Source organism: Bacillus sp. NEAU-Y102 (assembly GCF_054788175.1).
Window position 1 is genome coordinate 1017925 of record NZ_JBTWFK010000001.1, and the last position, 18655, is coordinate 1036579.

Here is an 18655-nt window from a genome sequence, read left to right on the forward strand (position 1 = left end):
GTCACCCCTTCATTTGTTTTACGATTGCTTTTACTAATGCTAAGAAGTTAGCTTTAACACGTTCTGTCGTTTCAATTACTTCATCGTGATGAAGTGGCTGATCTAAAATACCAGCTGCCATATTTGAAATACAAGAAATACCTAATACTTTCATTCCAGCATGACGTGCTACAATTACTTCAGGTACTGTTGACATACCAACTGCATCTCCGCCAAGTGTACGAAGCATACGAATTTCAGCAGGTGTTTCATATACAGGACCTGTCATTCCAACGTATACACCTTCTTGTACTTTAATATTTAAGTCTGCTGCAACTTGTTTCGCCATTTCACGAAGTTCTACTGTATACGATGTAGACATATCAGGGAAACGTACGCCCATTTCAGAATCATTTGGCCCGATTAATGGATTCGTACCCATGAAGTTAATGTGGTCTGAAATTAACATAAGATCGCCTGGCTCGAATGATGTATTTACACCACCAGCTGCGTTTGTTACAACAACCGTTTCTACACCTAGTTCTTTCATAACACGAACTGGGAATGTTACTTTTTGCATGTCGTATCCTTCATAGAAGTGGAAACGTCCTTGCATTGCTACTACTGTTACACCTTGAAGTGTACCAAATACTAGTTGACCTGCATGGCCTTCTACAGTTGATACTGGGAACTCAGGGATTTCACTGTAAGGTACTGTTACTGCGTTCTCAATTTCGTCTGCTAATACACCAAGTCCTGATCCAAGGATTAGTCCTACTTGTGGTGTCTCTTGAAATTTCTCTTTTAAGTATGAAGCTGATTTTGTAATAAGTTCACGATTCATTTGTTTATCCCCCTATTTCTTTAGCTCGTTTAAGAAGCTTGTTCCGTATTCTGGCATTTTCACACCGAAGTTTTCTGCTACTGTTGCACCAATATCAGCAAATGTTTGACGAAGTGGTAACTCTTGTCCGCCTTCTTTCATACTTGGGCTATATGCTAATAATGGTACATATTCACGTGTATGGTCAGTACCAGGGTGAATTGGATCATTACCGTGGTCTGCTGTAATTAATAATAGATCATCTTCTTGTAGTTTTGCGAATACTTCTGGAAGACGTGCATCATATTCTTGCAGAGCCTCTCCGTATCCTTGTGGATCACGGCGGTGGCCGAATAATGCATCAAAGTCAACTAAGTTTAAGAAGCTAAGACCTGTAAAGTCCATATTTAATGTATCTACAAGCTTATCCATTCCATCCATGTTAGACTTCGTACGAAGTGATTCCGTTACCCCTTCACCATCATAGATGTCAGAGATTTTACCGATAGCAATTACATCGTAGTCACTATCTTTTAATTCATTCATTACTGTACGGCCGAATGGTTTTAATGCATAATCATGACGGTTTGGTGTACGTGTAAAGTTTCCAGGTTCACCAACGAATGGACGAGCAATAACACGACCTACCATGTATTTCTCATCTAATGTTAATTCACGTGCAATTTTACAGATTTTATATAACTCATCAAGTGGCACTACTTCTTCGTGTGCTGCAATTTGCAATACGCTATCAGCAGAAGTATAAACGATTAAAGAGCCGGTTTCCATTTGCTCTTGGCCAAGTTCATCAAGAATTTCAGTTCCAGAAGCTGGCTTATTACCGATAATTTTACGGCCTGTTTTTTCTTCTAATTCATCAAGTAATTCTTTCGGGAATCCTTCCGGGAACACTTGGAATGGTGTATCAATGTAAAGGCCCATGATTTCCCAGTGACCTGTCATTGTATCTTTACCAGTAGATTTCTCTTGCATTTTTGTGTAATATCCAAGTGGTTTCTCTACTTTAGAGATACCTTTCATTTCACGAATGTTACCAAGACCCAATTTCACCATGTTAGGCATTTGTAAACCATTCATATGTTCAGCAATGTGACCAATTGTGTCAGATCCTAAATCACCAAATTGCTCAGCATCTGGTGCTTCACCGATTCCCACAGAGTCCATTACGACTAGGAATATACGTTTATATTTATTCATAACTGCGACCTCCTATAAGTTCAGTTCTACTTCTTGTAGTATGTTCAAAACGCTATAAAGTGAAACTGTTATCCATAAGAATTCTCATTGTCAAACAGTACTTCTTTAAACCATTCTCTAACCTATTTCATTTTACTTGAAACGACTCAAAAACATTTCTAGTTTTTTCTAAGTCAGATGTCAGACATCTGATACTGATATCATAACATGTTTACGCTTTCTTTTTAATACATTTTCGTAGAATTTCTCATTTTCTTCACACTTCTATTGTAATCCATTCTGCAACGAAGTGCTAATTTTTTTATGATTTATTTCTTCATATTAAAAATAAAAAGTAGCTCTAAAGAGCTACTTTTTATTTTACTTCTATTGTTTCTTCTTTATGTTCATGCAATTCGCCTTTTCTTACATGCACTTTCACTTTGTAAGCACCGTTCTCTTTGAAAGTATGTTTCGTTTCATACTCTCCTTTATTCCCTTCTTTCGCTGGAATAAATTCGTGTTTTTCAACACCATCTTTCCAAATCTCTAGTTGTACTTCAGCACCAGTTAATGCTTCTTCTTTTTGCTTTAAATGAACTTTCATTGTAGATTCAGCATTTGCCTTTATGTCTCCAGCCATAAGATGGATCATTGTGTCACTTTTATGATCTCCATGTCCTGCACTGTGATCACTATTTTCTTTTTTCGCATCTTCTACTTTCGCATTTCCTACAGCAACTTTCACTTCCGGCATAACGTGCATTTCACGTGCATTTGTGTGAGCGATAATATGGTATACTCCATCCGTTTCGAATGTTTTCTCTACTGCATAAACACCTTTTCCTTTATGCTTACCATCTAACATCTCGTGCTTTTCGTCGCCATCTTTCCAAATTTCAAACTTTACATCATCGGCATCCGTTACTTTTTCTTTCCCTTGTGTAACAAGTGCTTGTACTTCTGTTTTTTCACCTGGTTTAATTTCTTTCGGATTTGTTTGGACTGCTACTTTTACAGCTTCAAGTTTCTGTTCTTTTTTCGGTTCTTCTTTGTTTGTATTACAGCCAGCCAACGCTAGCATCGCGATAAATAAAGTTATAATCAGTTTTTTCATCATCATTTCCTCCTTTATACTTTATTTAGTATAGAGGAAATACATTGTAATATTCCAGTCTTCTGCTGAAAACAATATACGAAATGTTTGTGAAGTTTCTGTGAAACGGTCTTCCCTTCTGAATCTATGAAAAAAGAGCATAGTAACTATGCTCTTGGATGAAACTGTTTATATACATCTTTTAATCTAGTTTTTGAAACGTGCGTATAGATTTGCGTCGTTGAAATATCTGCATGACCAAGCATTTCTTGTACAGCACGTAAATCTGCTCCATTTTCTAATAAGTGCGTAGCAAACGAGTGACGCAACGTATGAGGTGTAAGCTCTTTTTCAATATTTGCTTCTTTCGCTAATCGTTTTAATATTTTCCAAAATCCTTGTCTTGATAATCGATTACCATGATGGTTTAAAAAGAGTGCATCTACTACTTTTTTCCCCATTAATTCTCTTCTTCCTTTTTCAATATACTTTTGAATCGCTTCCGTTGCTAAACTTCCTAGTGGAATAATTCTTTCTTTATTCCCTTTCCCTATGCAACGAACAAATCCCATCGTTAAATGTACATCTTCTAAATTGAGTGCAATCAATTCTGAAACACGAAGTCCTGTCGCATACAGTAACTCTAGCATCGCCTTATCACGTATCCCAAAAGCACTTGTCATTTTTGGTGTTTGAAGTAACGCCTCTACTTCATCAACTGATAATACTTTTGGTAATTTCCGTTCCCCTTGCGGCGTTTCAATATGTACGGATGGATCGTGTTCTACCGCTCGTTCACGAAGTAAAAATTGCTGGAACGAACGAATTGATGCAATATGACGCGCCAATGTTTTCGAAGATTTTCCGTTTTCTTTTAAATACTGCAAAAAGTTAACAATGTGTAAACGGGTCACTTCATGAAAAGTTTTCGTCTGTTCCACATTTTGCAAATACTTTACGTAGCTTTTTAAATCCCGTTCATAAGATACTACTGTATTCTTTGCTAATCCTTTTTCGACAACCATATAATGAATAAAATCTTTTAATTGATCTTCCACTCTACACTACTCCCCATTTTCATAGAAAAACATCATTCTATTTACGAAAGCATCCTTTGCCGGTTCTTCATTCCCTGATACTTTTTCTACAGTCTCTTCTTTAGGTTTTTCATAACGATGATAGCTTTCATATTCTTCATTTATCCATAGTATAGCGAAATAAAACAAAATCGTACAACTTGTAAATAATAAAAATACTTTTATTCCATCAAAAGTTAATTTTAAAGCTCGGCGCATTGTAAATTCCTCCAAAATATAAGTTATTACAACATATGCCAAGCTTTCACCAATTTATACCTTATTCAAATAAAAAACCTCTTCCTAGATAAATAGGAAAAGGTTATTTTTCATCCGTTTCATTTTCTTGACAATTTTTACAAATCCCATGGAATGTTAAACGATGATCTTTCACCTTAAAGCTCCAGTCTCGTTCTACTTTCCTTTCCACTTCACCAAGTAAATCTTCTTGTATTTCTTGTACAGCACCACATTGTGTACAAATCAAATGATGGTGAAAACGCTGCGCACCTTCTTGGCGTAAGTCATAGCGTGAAACACCGTCTCCGAAGTTAATCTTATCGACAACTTTTAACTCAGATAATAGTTCTAAAGTTCGATAGACGGTTGCTAATCCGATCTCTGGCGACTTTTCTTTTACAAGGAGGTAAACATCTTCTGCGCTTAAATGATCTTCTTCATTTTCTAGCAGCACACGAACTGTTGCTTCACGTTGCGGTGTTAATTTATAGCTCGCTGCATGTAATTGCTTCTTAATTCGTTCAATTCTTTCTTCCATTCGGTACTACTCCCTCCTCGCCACTCTTACACCATTATATCAGAAGAAGGGCTTCTGTCAAAAGAAAAACAATAAAAACAAATTGATAATTATTCTCAAAAAATATTTATTTTTTATTAATAGCCTCAACAACTTCTTTCATTAAAACTGGTGATGCGTAAGCCTCCACACTACAAGCCATTGCTAATACCGCTCCAATTACAAGAAAGAAACATGTATACCGGATTAATAATGGTAATAGTGGCTCGGTTATTTTTCTAATAAATTGATGCCTAATCATCCGTAAAGAAAAACTTGCAGCAATGGTTGTCATAATGAGAAAGACTGGAATGATAATTAAATTTTGTGGCAAAACAGATACAAATGCTAATAATAGTCCATTCCATCCATGCTGACTTACTAAAAAACCAACTGTAAATCCAACAACAACTCCTTTTACAAATAATAAAATAAAAATAAGTGGTAATCCAATAATTGAAATCCCTAAAATCCAAATAAATCCGATGTATTTTAATTGCGAAAAGTAACTTTCTCGAAACATTTCGCCCGCAATGGCAAATTCTCCTTTAGAGACTTGTCCAAAAAAACGTTGTAAATAAAATGATAAATCTTGTTTTTGATTGATTTGTAAGCTATTCACAAGAATGGCTCCAAATATTACTCCCATCAATAATAAAACAGCGTTAAATATATATAATGAAGAGTTTTCCTGTATGTGAGACATTACACGGTCTTGCCAATTTTTTCGCCACATTTTTCTTCCCTCCGTTCACACTCTTATTAAAAATGTATGAAAGAAAGAAAAAAGTATGACGAATTAACATTGAAATTCCGCTCTACTTTGCTAAACTAAAAAGTAGAGAATAGGAGGGATTTCTCTTGAAACCATTATTATTAGATTTTCCAACATTATTTCAAACTGAACGCTTACAAGTTCGTAAACCATTTCCAGGTGATGGTGCAGAAGTATATGAAGCAATCCAAGCTTCTCTAGAAGACTTAGTACCGTGGGTACCAATTAACGCTGAAACAGAAGAGAGTGCTGAAGAAATTGTTCGCGAAGCTCACGGACAGTTTTTACTTCGTGAAACACTTGATTTTCACTTATACGATAAAGTATCTGGTACATTCATCGGAGCAATTACACTAAAACCTGAAAACTGGGATATTCCAAAGTTTTCACTTCACTTCTGGTTGCATAGCGATTATACAAAACAAGGCTATATGACTGAAGCTGTTAAAGGCGCTATCCAATTCGCCTTTGATAAACTAGGCGCTAGAAGAATTGAAATTCGTACTGATGCAACAAATATAAATGCATGTAGCTTAGCAGAACGTTTAGAATTCATTCTAGAAGGTACAATGGAAAATGATTTCCTAGCACCAGACGGTAGCTTACGTGATGCACGTGTATATGCAAAAATCAATTAAAAAACACTCGCCTTTGGCGAGTGTTTATTTTTGTAGTTGTAAATATTGTACTGCAAACATCGTCTTCGCATCATGAATACGAAGATTTTTCATAAGAGTAATCGCTTCTTCTAACGATACTTCCATTAATTCCACAAACTCATCTTCATCTAACTCAGCTTTATTTTCTTTTTTTGTCAAACCTGTCGCTTTATATACATATAAAATTTCATCTGCGAATCCTGGAGATGTATAGAAAGAAGTAATAAGCTCCATATTTTCACATACATATCCTGTTTCCTCTTCTAATTCACGAACTGCTGTTACCTCTGGTTTTTCACCAGGCTCTAACTTGCCGGCTGGAATTTCTATAATCGCCTTTTCAAGCGCTTTACGATACTGCTCAACAAGCACAATTTTCCCCTCATCTGTAATAGCAATAATCGCAACTGCACCAGGGTGATTTACAATTTCACGTTTACTCATTTCTCCATTTGGTAATACTACATCATCAACACGAACTTTTATAACTCTACCATCAAAAATCGGCTCAGTTTTTACTGTTCTCTCTGTAAGATTACTCATACTACTTCATCTCCCTGTTCTATTTCCTATTCTTTCTTCATACATTTTACCACATTGAAAGGAGCGTGATAGAAATGAAAGTTTATATTTTACCAAATCGCATCACGTTAGTCGGAAAAGCATGGCAAATTCGCCATAAGCTAAAACAATATAGCAAAGAGTATACAACTGTACAAGAGTGGATTACAGCAAATAAAATGAAACATTAATCCGTTAAGCTCACATTAATTATGCTTTTACGGGCAGTTAATGCAAAGCGAAAAGGAAACGTTTGTCAACCTCTTTTCCCTCTCGTACAATAAAGGTAAGGAGGTTGACCTATGAAAAAACGTCAATTAGGAAACTCAGATTTATTTGTTACAGAAATGGGCCTTGGCTGTATGTCTCTCGGTACATCTGAAACAGAGGCTATGCGTATTGTCGATGAAGCAATCGATTTAGGAATTAATTTTTTTGATACAGCAGATTTATATGATTACGGATTAAATGAAGAATTTGTTGGAAAAGCCTTGAAAGGGAAACGAGACAAAATTGTTCTTACAACGAAGGTTGGAAATCGTTGGACAGAAGAAAAAAACGGCTGGTCTTGGGACCCTTCTAAAGCTTACATAAAGGCTGAAGTAAAAGAAAGTTTACGTAGACTTCAAACTGATTATATTGACCTTTACCAACTTCATGGCGGAACGATTGAAGATCCAATAGATGAAACAATTGAAGCTTTTGAAGAATTGAAAAAAGAAGGTATTATCCGCCATTACGGTATTTCTTCTATACGTCCAAATGTAATCCGTGAATATGCAAAACGCTCAAACATCGTTAGTGTACTAATGGAATATAGCCTTTTAAATCGTCGTCCAGAAGAATGGTTCCCGCTTCTGAATGAATACCAAATTAGCATCATTGCTCGCGGACCACTTGCAAAAGGAATTTTAACTGATAACAATGCAAGAAAAATAGAAAGAGTAAAGGAAAAGGATTACCTCTCTTATTCTTACGATGAATTACATACAACTCTAGCGAGTGTAAAAGAAACGATTGGAGAAAGCTCTTTAACAGGAACAGCTATTCAATATTGCTTACATAATAAGACTGTTGCAGCTGTTATACCTGGCGCAAGCTCTCTTCAACAATTGCAGGAAAATATACGAGCTAGCCAACAGTTACCTTTAACTAAAGAAGAATATGTACAACTTCAAAAAATTGTTAAATATGACACATATGCTTTGCATCGTTAAAAATATCGAATTACCGATAAACAGAAGACTGTCTCCTTTATTAGGAGACAGTCTTTTTTATAACGTATCATATTTATCAGGATTTGTGCCTACATGTAAATCGCGATTCAACGTGTTAATTTGATTTATCTCTTCTTCAGTTAGTGAGAAATCAAAAATAGTAAAGTTTTCTTTAATACGAGATGGTGTAACAGATTTAGGAATTGTAACAATCCCGCTTTGAATATCCCATCTTAATATAACTTGCGCAGGTGTTTTTTCATATTTGTTAGCAATAGCCTGAATGATTGGATGCTGAAATACTTCTCCGCCCCTCATTAACGGACTCCACGCTTCCATTTGGATTTGCTCACCTTGACAATGATTACGCAATTCAAATTGCGTTAACATCGGATGAAGTTCTACTTGGTTCACCATCGGCTTCACTTTGCAATTTGGTAATAACAATTCTAAATGATGTTTATGAAAATTAGAAACACCAATCGCACGCACTTTACCTTCTTCATATAATTTTTCTAACGCTCGGTACGTATCCACATACTTCCCTCTTACTGGCCAATGTATTAAATATAAATCTACATAGTCCATTTGTAATTTCTTTAAGCTTTTTTCAAACGCCTCGAGTGTCTCCTCGTATCCTTGATCGTCATTCCAAACTTTTGTTGTAATAAATAGGTCTTCTCTTGGAATTCCTGATTCACGAATCGCTTCTCCGACACCGCTTTCATTTTCATACACAGTTGCTGTATCAATCGAACGGTATCCAACTTCTAACGCTGTTTTTACTGCTTGTTTTACTTCGTCGCCTTCTTTTGCTTTATAAACGCCTAGACCAATCATCGGCATTTTCACGCCATTATGAAGTGTAGTTGTTGGAATATACACAGTCGTCTCCCTTTCATTGTTACATTTTTTTATAAGCCACAACTTTATTTCAACAAGATTCATCCCAAAAGTCAAAACATACGTACAGTTTACATAACACTTTTATATAGCTAAAAAATAACGTGAACTCATTTATTCACGTTATTTTCTCTCCATTCTTTCGCTTTTTCATCCACATTGCGCACAAACTCATTTTTCCCTTCCGTATATAACGTGCCATCATATGTATACTTTTCGGCCAATTCTTTCTTTAAGGTTGCATATGCCTCTGCTTCTTCACAATGAGCCATCATATAATCACGAAATGCTAAATGCCTTACTATCTCTGGATTTCCTTTTTCAAACACGTGTAAATGATACAAACGTTTTTCTTCCGTTCCATGGATAAAAAATCGGCGTCCTGAAATACCATTTTCCCCTTTTACGATGTAACCAAGCTCTATAAATCGTTCATTCCACCTATCTACCCTTTCAATACTTTCTACTTCCATGATCATATCAATAATAGGTTTAGCTGCCAGTCCTGGCACTGACGTACTTCCAATATGATGAATTTTCACCGTTTCTGGCATCGCTGTTTTTAATCTTTCAGCCTCCATTTGAAATTTTTCACTCCAATGATTTTCATGCGGAACAACTACAATTTTCCTCATAATAACTCCCCTTTTCTTACAAGCTCGTCAAAAAATGATCAGTGAATTTCACTGATCATTTTTTTATTATTTAAAGTCTTTCCAAGTAAGGTTACTTTCACTTAGCAGTTCTTCAAATGATTTATTCTTTTCACGTTCTTTTTGTTCTTTGCGCTTTCTTTCCAGTTCAGCTGCCTCTTTTTCCTCTTCTCTCACTTGCAACTCTTTCTTCTTACTCTTTAATTGTTGCATGAGTGAATCATTTAATTGATCGCCTAATGTAAGTGTTTCTTTCTTTGGTGGATTCACTTGCGATTGTCTTTGCATTTGTCTTTGTTTCTTTTTCTTCATGCTACTCACCTTTTACTTTTTTCTCCATTATAGTAGATACACGATGCAATCGACAATAAAAAAGGGTCTTTACTCTATTATCCACTTTTTGTAAATATGTTAATTTTTCGAAAAGACTAAATTTTTATGTAGCTATAATCCTATGAATCTATTAAAATTATGTCGTATGATGTCAGATTATAAAAAAGGAGAAATGAACTATGTGGAAAAAAATTATTCCTGCCGTTGCTGTTTTAAGCACTATTACTTTTTCAAGCGTATTTGCCGCTCCCCCATCTCAGAATCCAGCTGAACAAAACCGCTACATAGACGTACAAATGCTTGGTATTAATGATTTCCATGGACAACTAGATACTGTTAAAAAAATTAATAATAAAGAAGCTGGTGGCGCTGATTACTTAGCTACTTATTTAAAAGAACGTAAAAAACAAAACCCTAATACACTTCTCGTACATGCTGGTGATATCGTCGGAGCTAGTCCACCAGTTTCAGCATTATTACAGGATGAACCGACGATTGAATTTTTAAATGATTTAAAATTTGATGTTGGTACAATCGGAAACCATGAATTTGATGAAGGCATTGATGAAATGAAACGCCTCATTTACGGTGGATATCATGAAAAAACAGGGAATTTCAAAGGGGCTAACTTCCCCTATGTAGCTGCTAACTTCTATAACAAATCAACTGGCCGCTTATTTTTACCACCATTTACTGTAAAAATGGTAGATGGTGTTCCTGTAGGATTCATTGGTGTTGTTACAACTGATACACCAAATGTCGTTATGCCTACGATGCTTAAAAATGTACAAATTACTGATGAAGTAGAAGCAATTAATAAATCAACACAACAATTAAAACGCCTCGGCGTTAAATCTATCGTCGTTCTTGCTCATGTCGGTGGAACAACCGATGAGTCTGGGGTAACAAATGGCGACCTTACTCGAATTGCAAATGAAACAGACCCAGAAGTTGATGTTATTTTCGGTGGACATAGTCATACGTATGTAAATGGTACAGTAAATAATAAGCTAATTGTCCAAGCAAATTCTTACGGCACGGCTTTCTCAGACGTGGATGTAACAATTGATCGTAAAACAAAGGATATTATAAAGAAAAAAGCTGAAGTTGTTACAACGTATCATGAAGGTGTAGAACCTGATAAACAAGTAAAGAAAAAACTAGATCAATATAAAGAAAAAATCGCACCACTTGTAAATGAAGTGGTCGGAAAATCTACAGCATCTATCGACCGTAAACAAAATGATGCTGGTGAGTCCACTCTTGGAAATTTAGTTGCCGATGCTCAGCGTCAAACGATGCAAACTCAAATCGCCCTCATGAATCCTGGTGGCATTCGTAATGACTTAGATGCTGGTGATATTACGTGGGGTGAGTTATACGGCATTCAACCTTTTGGAAATCAATTGATTAAAGTAGATTTAACAGGTCAAGACATTCGCGATATTTTAAATCAGCAATGGCAAAAAGGAACAACAAGAATGCTTCAAATTTCAGGTATTCAATATGCGTGGGATGCAAATAAACCAAACGGTGAAAAAGTTACAAATATACGTTTAACAAACGGAGAAGAATTATCTCCATCTAAAACGTATAGCGTAGTTGCAAATGCTTTCTTAGCTTCTGGCGGTGACGGATTCATATCATTTAAAAATGGTGAAAATGCAGAAACTGGTCCAAACGACTTTGAAGCGTTAGTCGATTACGTAAAACAATTAAAAGAACCAATTCAGCCAGTTATTGATGGAAGAATCCAAAAAGTAAATTAAGTGTTTCTCTAATAAGAAATTTCATTTTTCACGCCATAAAAGATTTGCACTAATCCTGTATTTATACGTAATATGCATCATAAAAAGGATACTCGTTCTTCCAATGAACATAGTATCCTTTTCTTTAGTTATCAAAATGTGATGTTTTGTTAAATTCATATTGCTGTAAAAATTGTTGCAACGCCTCTTCTACAATTTTAGATTTTTGAATTCCTTTCGATTCTGATATAAGGTCCAATCTTGCTAATATTTCTGTATTAATAGAAAAGGTGCGTCTCTTTTTCTCTGTACTTTTACTCATAATTGGTGCAATTACTTCTTCTCTTCTTCTTAATAATTCATAAATACTTTGTAATTGCTCATAAATTAATAATTGATAATCTGTTTTCTCATATTGAAGGGCGGTCGCTTCTTGGAATTGTAAGTGACGTGGTTCTTCTCCATCTCCTACAAAAATACGTTTCTTCTGCTCTCCATCATATTCGTATCCAATCAATCTTAATTTCTTCGATAATGTATACGGGCTTATTTCAAGACGTTTTGCTATAATAGCGATGGATTCACGCCTATTTAAACCATCTATAATTTCTCCAATCGTCACAATTTCCCTCCTCCCGTGTTGAAATGACACTAGTATGGTATGTTACAATGATTTTCTAACAGTATATGCAAAATGAATAGCCTGTGCGATTCATACGATTTCACAAAAGGAGGTTTTCAATATGCTTTTGCGTAGCTATACCCCTCAGTTCTATACTGAAAACAAACAACTCATTCCTAATAGTATCGCTACGATAGAAAGCGTTATGATTAATAATCGAAAACAAACTCTCCTTATGCGTGGGCAAAACGTAGAGCAGCCTATTTTATTATGCTGCCATGGTGGACCCGGCATGGCACAAATCGGATTTATTCGTCATTTTCAAAAAGAATTAGAGAAGCACTTTATTGTTATTAATTGGGATCAGCGCGGGGCAGGTAAATCTTTTTCAATGAAAGATTTCGGAGCAAATTTTACAATCGAACAATTCGTTTCCGATGCAAAAGAAGTGATTCAATATGCACTTAAAAGGTTCAACAAACAAAAACTATTTCTCGCTGGTCATTCTTGGGGAAGTATTATTGGGCTTAACATAGCACATCAATATCCAAAGTATATCGAGGCTTACATCAGTATTGGGCAAATTGTACATATGAAACAAAATGAAGAATTGCTATATCAACATTTAATTAGTTCTGCAAAAAAACATGATCATAAAAAAGCATTAGCTTCCCTTTTAAAATTAGGAAAACCACCATTTTTAGATATGAGACGTCTTATTATTCAAAGAAAGTGGCTTGGCACATTCGGAGGAGCAATCCAAAACGGATCTTCCTTTTCTTTCATACGAAAAGGTTTCTTTTCTCCTGAATATACGCTATTAGATTGGTTCAAGTTTCTCGCAGGAAATTTAAAATCTGGCGTTTTATGGGAAGAAATGCTGACAATCGATTTCTTTTCTTCTATCTCAAGTTTATCTATTCCAGTTTATTTTTGTTCTGGTCGCTATGATTATCAAACTCCTTATGCACTCGTTCAGGAATATTGCGATATTATTGAAGCGCCTATAAAAAAAATGATTTGGTTCCCAAATTCAGCACATTCTCCTGATCTAGAAGAACCAGAATTATTCGCCAATTCTTTGCAATCAATTAAACAAGAGCTAGCTTTTCAGCATTAGTAACAAAAGGCTCTTTTACATTTCATAGAAAACATTTTATAATAATATGTCGCAAGTATGTATAAACATAGCAAAATGTTTCATATTTACTTGTCTTAACAGAATAAAAATTTAGGGAGATTACATTTATTATGAACGCTGTACTCGTCGCAGTAGCAATTATGCTATTGCTTAGTTTGTTACGTGTCCAGGTCATTGTCGCCATCATTGTTGGAGCTTTAACAGGCGGAATTATCGGCGGACTCGGTATTTCAGAAACGATTAACACTTTTACAACTGGTCTTGGAAACAGTGCTCCAATCGCTTTAAGTTATGCAATGCTTGGTGGTTTCGCTATTTCCCTTTCCAAAACAGGACTTCCAGATGCTATGATTCAAACTGCATTAAAATGGATTGGCAATGAACAAGACACGAAAAAACAAGTTTATTCTAAAATACTTATTTTATTCATTATTTTAACGATGGCTTGTTTCTCACAAAATGTGATTCCTGTTCACATTGCTTTCATCCCCATCTTAATTCCAGCACTTTTAAAAGTATTAAATGAGCTGAAAGTGGATCGAAGACTTGTCACGTGTATTATTACATTTGGATTAATTACTCCTTATATGTGGATCCCTGCAGGGTTCGGAAAAATTTATCATGACGTATTGCAAACCAACGCTGCGCAAAGCGGTCTTACATTTGATGTCACACTTATTCCAAAAGCAATGACTATTCCAGCACTCGGTATGATTATTGGATTATGTGTAGCGGTATTCATTACGTACCGAAAACCTCGTACGTATGAAACAGAACAAATTCATACTACCGAAAATGAGATCGTTCCCTATACAAAACGTAGCATTACTTTCGGGTTATTATCTATCATTGCTACATTAACTGTTCAATTAACAACAGAATCAATGATTTTCGGTGCTTTAGCAGGTATTATCGTCTTATCAGTAAGTGGTAGTCTACCACTTAAAGAAGCAGATGCGATATTAACAAGCGGAATGCGTATGATGTCCTTTATTGGCTTTGTTATGATTGCTGCCGCTGGATTCGGCGCTGTTCTTCGAAAAACAGGACATGTTGAATCTCTGGTGCAAACGAGTGCACATATAATCGGAAATAACAAACCACTCGCTGCATTTCTTATGCTTGTTATTGGACTTCTCGTTACGATGGGAATTGGTTCATCCTTTTCAACCATCCCTATCTTAACAACAATTTTTGTACCTCTGTGCATTCAGCTTGGATTTAGTCCGATGGCTACAATTGCAATTATTGGTACAGCCGGAGCGCTAGGTGACGCAGGATCTCCAGCATCAGATAGTACCCTCGGACCAACATCCGGTTTAAATGCTGATGGTCAGCACCATCATATATGGGATACATGTGTACCCACTTTTCTACATTACAATATACCGTTACTTATATTTGGCTTTATTGCCGCAATTACATTATAAAAAGGTGCGTATAAAACGCACCTTTTACTTTTTTATTTTTCCTTTTAATTGTTGAAAAGCTACTTTTCCGTTATCTTTGACATAGCTTTCAATTGCCGGTAGTGATGAACCTATCCATTCACACTCTATGCTCCCATTCGGTCCAACAATTTTTAATTTATCTGGTACATGTATATTTACAAATCTTGCTGACCGAATTAACTCAATAGCAATCTGATCACTTGAAGTTACAATTCCATCTATATACGGATTGTTTCGCAATAATGTAATAAATTGTTTATTTGTATACCCTTGTACACATTCTTCTCGATAAGAGATTCCTTCATCCCAAACAGTATCTAAAAAACCTGCTATATGATCTTCCATTTCTTCACTTTCTTCTCCCTCACCGAAATATGCAAGAAAGTGACACCCTTTCTCTTTTAATAAAGAAACAGCCCTCTGTCCACTTTCATAATAATTTCCATGTGATTGTTGCTCATCAATCACAACAAACGGAAATGGAATTTCTCCTATACTTTTAAAAACGGATTTTGTTAAAATAACACCTGCAACGTTATTCTCCTTCAACATATATATGTATCTATCTTTATTCTCTATATTACAAACAATGATTTGATATCCTTCTTTATATGCTATTTCCTCAATACAATGTAGCAAAGTGATGTTTGATGGGTCATATAGATTATCTACAAGTAATGCAATTATCGTTGAATTCTCTTTAAATAGTGGCTTCGCTGCACTGTTTGGCCTATAACGTAATTCTTCAATTGCTTCCTTTACTTGTTTTACTGTGTCCTCATGAACATATCCTTTTTCATTAATAACTCGTGAAACGGTTGCGACTGAAACACCTGCCAATTTTGCAACATCACGTATAGTTGCCACATCGTCACCCCTTAATATGGTAATAGATTACAATTTTACGGTAACCTAAATTACACTATCCGTCAAGATTAATAACTCATATTTCTGAAAATTGTTACATCATTTCACTAAACGATACTCCAACTGAATTTCATGTAAAATTGGGATATTATCATATCCAATACGTGGAATTTCTTTCTTTATTTTTCTTGCCTCCTCTACCGCATTCACATATAAATTAGTCATTACAAAATTACGTTTTTGGTAAAATCGTAACGCATTCATATTATCATTTGTTGTAATAAGACAAACCTGCCTGCACCGTTCTTCTTCTGCAACTTGCAATACACAATCCACAAGCTTCTTCCCTATTCCTTTTCTTTCTTCAATACTATCTAACGATATAATTTCACACATATTTCCAGTCACTTCATACGTTATAATTCCGATTATTCTGTCATTAGAAAACGCAACAAATCCTGGCAACTCTTCTAATTGATGCCCCTTACCACGTGAAACCATCAATGAACTTCCCCAGTTCTCACACATAAACATTCGAATTGTTTCTTTCATCGTTGGCGTAATTTTTTGTATATGCACCATTTCCTATTTCTCCCCTTTTATATCATTGTGATACAATATAAGTGTATCACATGTAACGGTATTTGGAGGATGAGGTAAAGTATGAAACGTTTTTTTGCAGCATTGTTTACTGTACTAGGTGCGATAACAGCCCTTGGGATTTTCTTTACAAATAAAGTGATGTATTTAAAGAAAAAAACAGAGGAAGAAGTACTCGAAAGAGAAACGAAAAAACATTTTCGTATAGAAGATTTTGATGCTCTTCATAAAGAAGAAATTCATATTCCTTCACAATTCGGATATGATCTTCACGGATATTACATTCCTGCTGGTCATTCCAATAAGTTTATGATTTTTTGTCACGGCGTAACTGTAAATAAAATGAACTCTGTAAAATATGCAAGGTTATTTTTAAACAGAGGGTATAATGTCGTTATTTATGATCATCGTCGTCATGGTAAAACTGGCGGAAAAACAACAAGCTATGGATACTATGAAAAACATGATTTAAAATCTGTAGTTGACTGGCTAAAAAGTCGCTTTGGAACAAATATAACACTCGGTATTCATGGTGAATCTATGGGAGCTGCAACACTTCTTCAATACGCAGGACTTGTAGAAGATGGTGCTGATTTCTATATTGCAGATTGTCCTTTCTCTGATTTTCACGGACAATTACAGCACCGTTTAAAGGTTGAATTCCATTTACCAAAATGGCCTTTATTACCTTTAGCAAATGCTTTTTTAAAAGTGCGTGACGGTTATACGATTCGCGAAGTTTCACCAATTGATTGTATAAAAAATATTAACAATCCCGTCCTCTTTATTCATAGTAAAGATGATGATTATATTTTAGCTGATATGACGAAATCACTATATGAAGCAAAAGAAAACAATAAACAACTTTATATTGCAGAACGTGGTGCACACGCTTGCTCTTATAACGAAAATAAAGAAGAGTACGAAGCAGCCATCGATCAATTTTTAAACACATATGTGAAAGAAACAAAAAACAGGCTTGCATAAGCCTGTTTTTTTATTGCGCTAAAACGTCTGTAACTTGTTCCATATTTTCAGAAATCCATTGCATTGCATCATCTAACGTTGGGAATTCTGTCGTTTGAAATGTTACTTCATCTTGAAGTAACCAAACATCCTTTGCCTCTTGCCCTACACCTGCAATGGACCAATGTAACAAACTATATGGATGATTATCATTCAAAAATGATGCCCACGTGCGCTCATTTGCAATGTTTCGTAATGTATGTAATTGTTTATCCATCTCTCGTCACCTTACTCTAGTCAGTTATGAAAACTATTATAACACTCTCTTCTTTCTCAAACAAAGTGCTCTTTTTATATTGTCAAGCACTTCCCTTGATTATATGATGAAATTAAGCGTTTGGGAAGGAGGGATAACGTTGGCAAAAGTACAAATTAAAGTAAATGATAATGGCTCTTTTCGCGTTACAGGGGACGTGGAATTAGTCGACTCACAAGGGAATGTATTCCCAGCAAAACCGGCATTTTCTTTATGCCGTTGTGGTTTATCAAAAAATATGCCTTATTGCGACGCTTCGCATAAAGGTAAATTCGAGTCTGTTGTTAGAGCACCAGAGGCAGAATAATTTTACATGTGACATGCACATTTTTTTGTGCATGTTTTTTCTTTTTAGCAACTCCGTTATATCCCTTCTCCTTACAACATTTCTAATACTTTTATTTCCATTCCAGCCCACATATATTTTCACACAATTCTTCACATTCGAATATTTTTTACTAGCCTTTTATTTTTTTTGTGCTATAATTTGAGCAAACAGCATCCTTCGGGGTCGGGTGAAATTCCCAACCGGCGGTGATGAAGTGAAAACTTCTAAGTCCGTGACCCGTTTTCAACTCGAAAACGGTGGATCTAGTGAAACTCTAGGGCCGACAGTATAGTCTGGATGGGAGAAGGATATGTTTCTAGTTTTTTATATAGTGAATACACTTTTATTTCAGTATGCATATTTTTAAAGATTCATTTTGATTCTTTATATATGTTTAATTTTCTATACTTATTTTTTATACTGAAATAAAAAGAGACAACTAGCGTTTAAAAATTCGATATTTTGCTAGGTTTTTTCCTTATGCAGAAATATCAATTATCGTTAGGTTTCTTTCCTATGCTTTCGTATTCAAACTATATTTCTAGAAA

23 protein-coding genes and 1 riboswitch are annotated in these 18655 nt (G+C 35.3%); of the genes, 8 read left to right on the forward strand and 15 right to left on the reverse strand.

Translation table 11 applies throughout. The annotated features are described in order from the left end of the window. Position 1: 1 nt before the first annotated feature. The 7 genes from ACYFX0_RS05010 to spoIIM form a co-directional block, all read right to left on the reverse strand. Complete coding sequence (locus tag ACYFX0_RS05010) at positions 2-823, reverse strand: purine-nucleoside phosphorylase (RefSeq protein WP_001078446.1); 822 nt, start codon at positions 821-823, stop codon at positions 2-4. A 12-nt stretch (positions 824-835) separates the two neighbouring features. After that, a complete protein-coding gene (deoB, locus tag ACYFX0_RS05015; protein WP_001046081.1) occupies positions 836-2020 on the reverse strand; it encodes a phosphopentomutase in 1185 nt (394 codons plus the stop codon). 355 nt (positions 2021-2375) lie between these two features. Further along, positions 2376-3116, reverse strand: coding sequence for a FixH family protein (locus tag ACYFX0_RS05020; protein ID WP_000733456.1), 741 nt, complete (start codon positions 3114-3116; stop codon positions 2376-2378). A 146-nt stretch (positions 3117-3262) separates the two neighbouring features. Next, entirely contained in the window at positions 3263-4153 is an 891-nt protein-coding gene (xerD, locus tag ACYFX0_RS05025; RefSeq protein ID WP_460269966.1) for a site-specific tyrosine recombinase XerD, read from the reverse strand. Positions 4154-4159: 6 nt separating this feature from the next. After that, complete coding sequence (locus ACYFX0_RS05030; RefSeq protein ID WP_001250432.1) at positions 4160-4390, reverse strand: YqzK family protein; 231 nt, start codon at positions 4388-4390, stop codon at positions 4160-4162. A 103-nt stretch (positions 4391-4493) separates the two neighbouring features. Then, positions 4494-4949 carry a ferric iron uptake transcriptional regulator gene (fur, locus tag ACYFX0_RS05035; protein ID WP_000392657.1) on the reverse strand — a complete coding sequence of 152 codons (456 nt, stop codon included), beginning with the start codon at positions 4947-4949 and terminating at the stop codon, positions 4494-4496. A gap of 106 nt (positions 4950-5055) precedes the next feature. Further along, on the reverse strand, positions 5056-5673 hold the full coding sequence (gene spoIIM / locus ACYFX0_RS05040) for a stage II sporulation protein M (protein WP_223308695.1): 618 nt from the start codon (positions 5671-5673) through the stop codon (positions 5056-5058). A gap of 155 nt (positions 5674-5828) precedes the next feature. Here spoIIM and ACYFX0_RS05045 point away from each other — a divergent pair, with 155 nt between their 5' ends. Continuing rightward, entirely contained in the window at positions 5829-6380 is a 552-nt protein-coding gene (locus tag ACYFX0_RS05045; protein ID WP_000803497.1) for a GNAT family N-acetyltransferase, read from the forward strand. Positions 6381-6404: 24 nt separating this feature from the next. Here ACYFX0_RS05045 and ACYFX0_RS05050 read toward each other — a convergent pair whose 3' ends face one another. Continuing rightward, positions 6405-6944, reverse strand: a complete 540-nt coding sequence (locus ACYFX0_RS05050; protein WP_000067931.1) for an NUDIX domain-containing protein — start codon at positions 6942-6944, stop codon at positions 6405-6407. Between the two features lie 74 nt (positions 6945-7018). Here ACYFX0_RS05050 and mciZ point away from each other — a divergent pair, with 74 nt between their 5' ends. Further along, complete coding sequence (gene mciZ / locus ACYFX0_RS05055) at positions 7019-7153, forward strand: Z-ring formation inhibitor MciZ (RefSeq protein WP_000870291.1); 135 nt, start codon at positions 7019-7021, stop codon at positions 7151-7153. Between the two features lie 111 nt (positions 7154-7264). Then, positions 7265-8179, forward strand: coding sequence for an aldo/keto reductase (locus tag ACYFX0_RS05060; protein ID WP_000747233.1), 915 nt, complete (start codon positions 7265-7267; stop codon positions 8177-8179). Positions 8180-8236: 57 nt separating this feature from the next. Here the strand turns inward: ACYFX0_RS05060 and ACYFX0_RS05065 are convergent, their stop codons facing one another. The 3 genes from ACYFX0_RS05065 to ACYFX0_RS05075 all read right to left on the reverse strand — a co-directional run bounded on the left by ACYFX0_RS05065 (position 8237) and on the right by ACYFX0_RS05075 (position 10047). Next, positions 8237-9064, reverse strand: coding sequence for an aldo/keto reductase (locus ACYFX0_RS05065; RefSeq protein ID WP_000275862.1), 828 nt, complete (start codon positions 9062-9064; stop codon positions 8237-8239). Positions 9065-9192: 128 nt separating this feature from the next. Beyond that, a complete protein-coding gene (locus ACYFX0_RS05070) occupies positions 9193-9717 on the reverse strand; it encodes a GrpB family protein (protein ID WP_001227184.1) in 525 nt (174 codons plus the stop codon). Between the two features lie 66 nt (positions 9718-9783). Beyond that, entirely contained in the window at positions 9784-10047 is a 264-nt protein-coding gene (locus ACYFX0_RS05075) for a YqkE family protein (protein ID WP_000727553.1), read from the reverse strand. A gap of 200 nt (positions 10048-10247) precedes the next feature. Here ACYFX0_RS05075 and ACYFX0_RS05080 point away from each other — a divergent pair, with 200 nt between their 5' ends. Beyond that, positions 10248-11837 (forward strand): bifunctional metallophosphatase/5'-nucleotidase, encoded by a 1590-nt coding sequence (locus ACYFX0_RS05080; protein ID WP_460269968.1) that lies wholly within the window; start codon positions 10248-10250, stop codon positions 11835-11837. A gap of 124 nt (positions 11838-11961) precedes the next feature. Here the strand turns inward: ACYFX0_RS05080 and ACYFX0_RS05085 are convergent, their stop codons facing one another. Beyond that, on the reverse strand, positions 11962-12438 hold the full coding sequence (locus tag ACYFX0_RS05085; RefSeq protein WP_460269969.1) for a ribbon-helix-helix domain-containing protein: 477 nt from the start codon (positions 12436-12438) through the stop codon (positions 11962-11964). Positions 12439-12559: 121 nt separating this feature from the next. Between ACYFX0_RS05085 and ACYFX0_RS05090 the strand changes: the two genes are divergently transcribed. After that, complete coding sequence (locus tag ACYFX0_RS05090; protein ID WP_460269970.1) at positions 12560-13558, forward strand: alpha/beta fold hydrolase; 999 nt, start codon at positions 12560-12562, stop codon at positions 13556-13558. Positions 13559-13689: 131 nt separating this feature from the next. Continuing rightward, entirely contained in the window at positions 13690-15009 is a 1320-nt protein-coding gene (locus tag ACYFX0_RS05095; protein ID WP_000994811.1) for a Na+/H+ antiporter family protein, read from the forward strand. A gap of 24 nt (positions 15010-15033) precedes the next feature. Here the strand turns inward: ACYFX0_RS05095 and ACYFX0_RS05100 are convergent, their stop codons facing one another. Both ACYFX0_RS05100 and ACYFX0_RS05105 read right to left on the reverse strand, forming a co-directional pair. After that, on the reverse strand, positions 15034-15897 hold the full coding sequence (locus tag ACYFX0_RS05100) for a LacI family DNA-binding transcriptional regulator (protein ID WP_000201358.1): 864 nt from the start codon (positions 15895-15897) through the stop codon (positions 15034-15036). Between the two features lie 99 nt (positions 15898-15996). After that, positions 15997-16479 (reverse strand): GNAT family N-acetyltransferase, encoded by a 483-nt coding sequence (locus tag ACYFX0_RS05105; RefSeq protein ID WP_000233419.1) that lies wholly within the window; start codon positions 16477-16479, stop codon positions 15997-15999. 81 nt (positions 16480-16560) lie between these two features. Here ACYFX0_RS05105 and ACYFX0_RS05110 point away from each other — a divergent pair, with 81 nt between their 5' ends. Then, complete coding sequence (locus tag ACYFX0_RS05110; protein ID WP_000819241.1) at positions 16561-17484, forward strand: alpha/beta hydrolase; 924 nt, start codon at positions 16561-16563, stop codon at positions 17482-17484. Between the two features lie 10 nt (positions 17485-17494). On the opposite strand, the gene ACYFX0_RS05115 is transcribed toward ACYFX0_RS05110, so the two are convergent. Then, a complete protein-coding gene (locus ACYFX0_RS05115; RefSeq protein ID WP_000360793.1) occupies positions 17495-17740 on the reverse strand; it encodes a DUF2552 family protein in 246 nt (81 codons plus the stop codon). A 139-nt stretch (positions 17741-17879) separates the two neighbouring features. On the opposite strand from ACYFX0_RS05115, the gene ACYFX0_RS05120 reads away from it, so the two are divergent. Further along, the gene (locus ACYFX0_RS05120) at positions 17880-18086 is read left to right on the forward strand and encodes a CDGSH iron-sulfur domain-containing protein (protein ID WP_001151582.1); all 207 of its coding nucleotides are present in this window, start codon (positions 17880-17882) and stop codon (positions 18084-18086) included. Between the two features lie 190 nt (positions 18087-18276). Next, positions 18277-18420: riboswitch (FMN riboswitch) on the forward strand. The last annotated feature ends 235 nt before the right edge of the window (positions 18421-18655 follow it).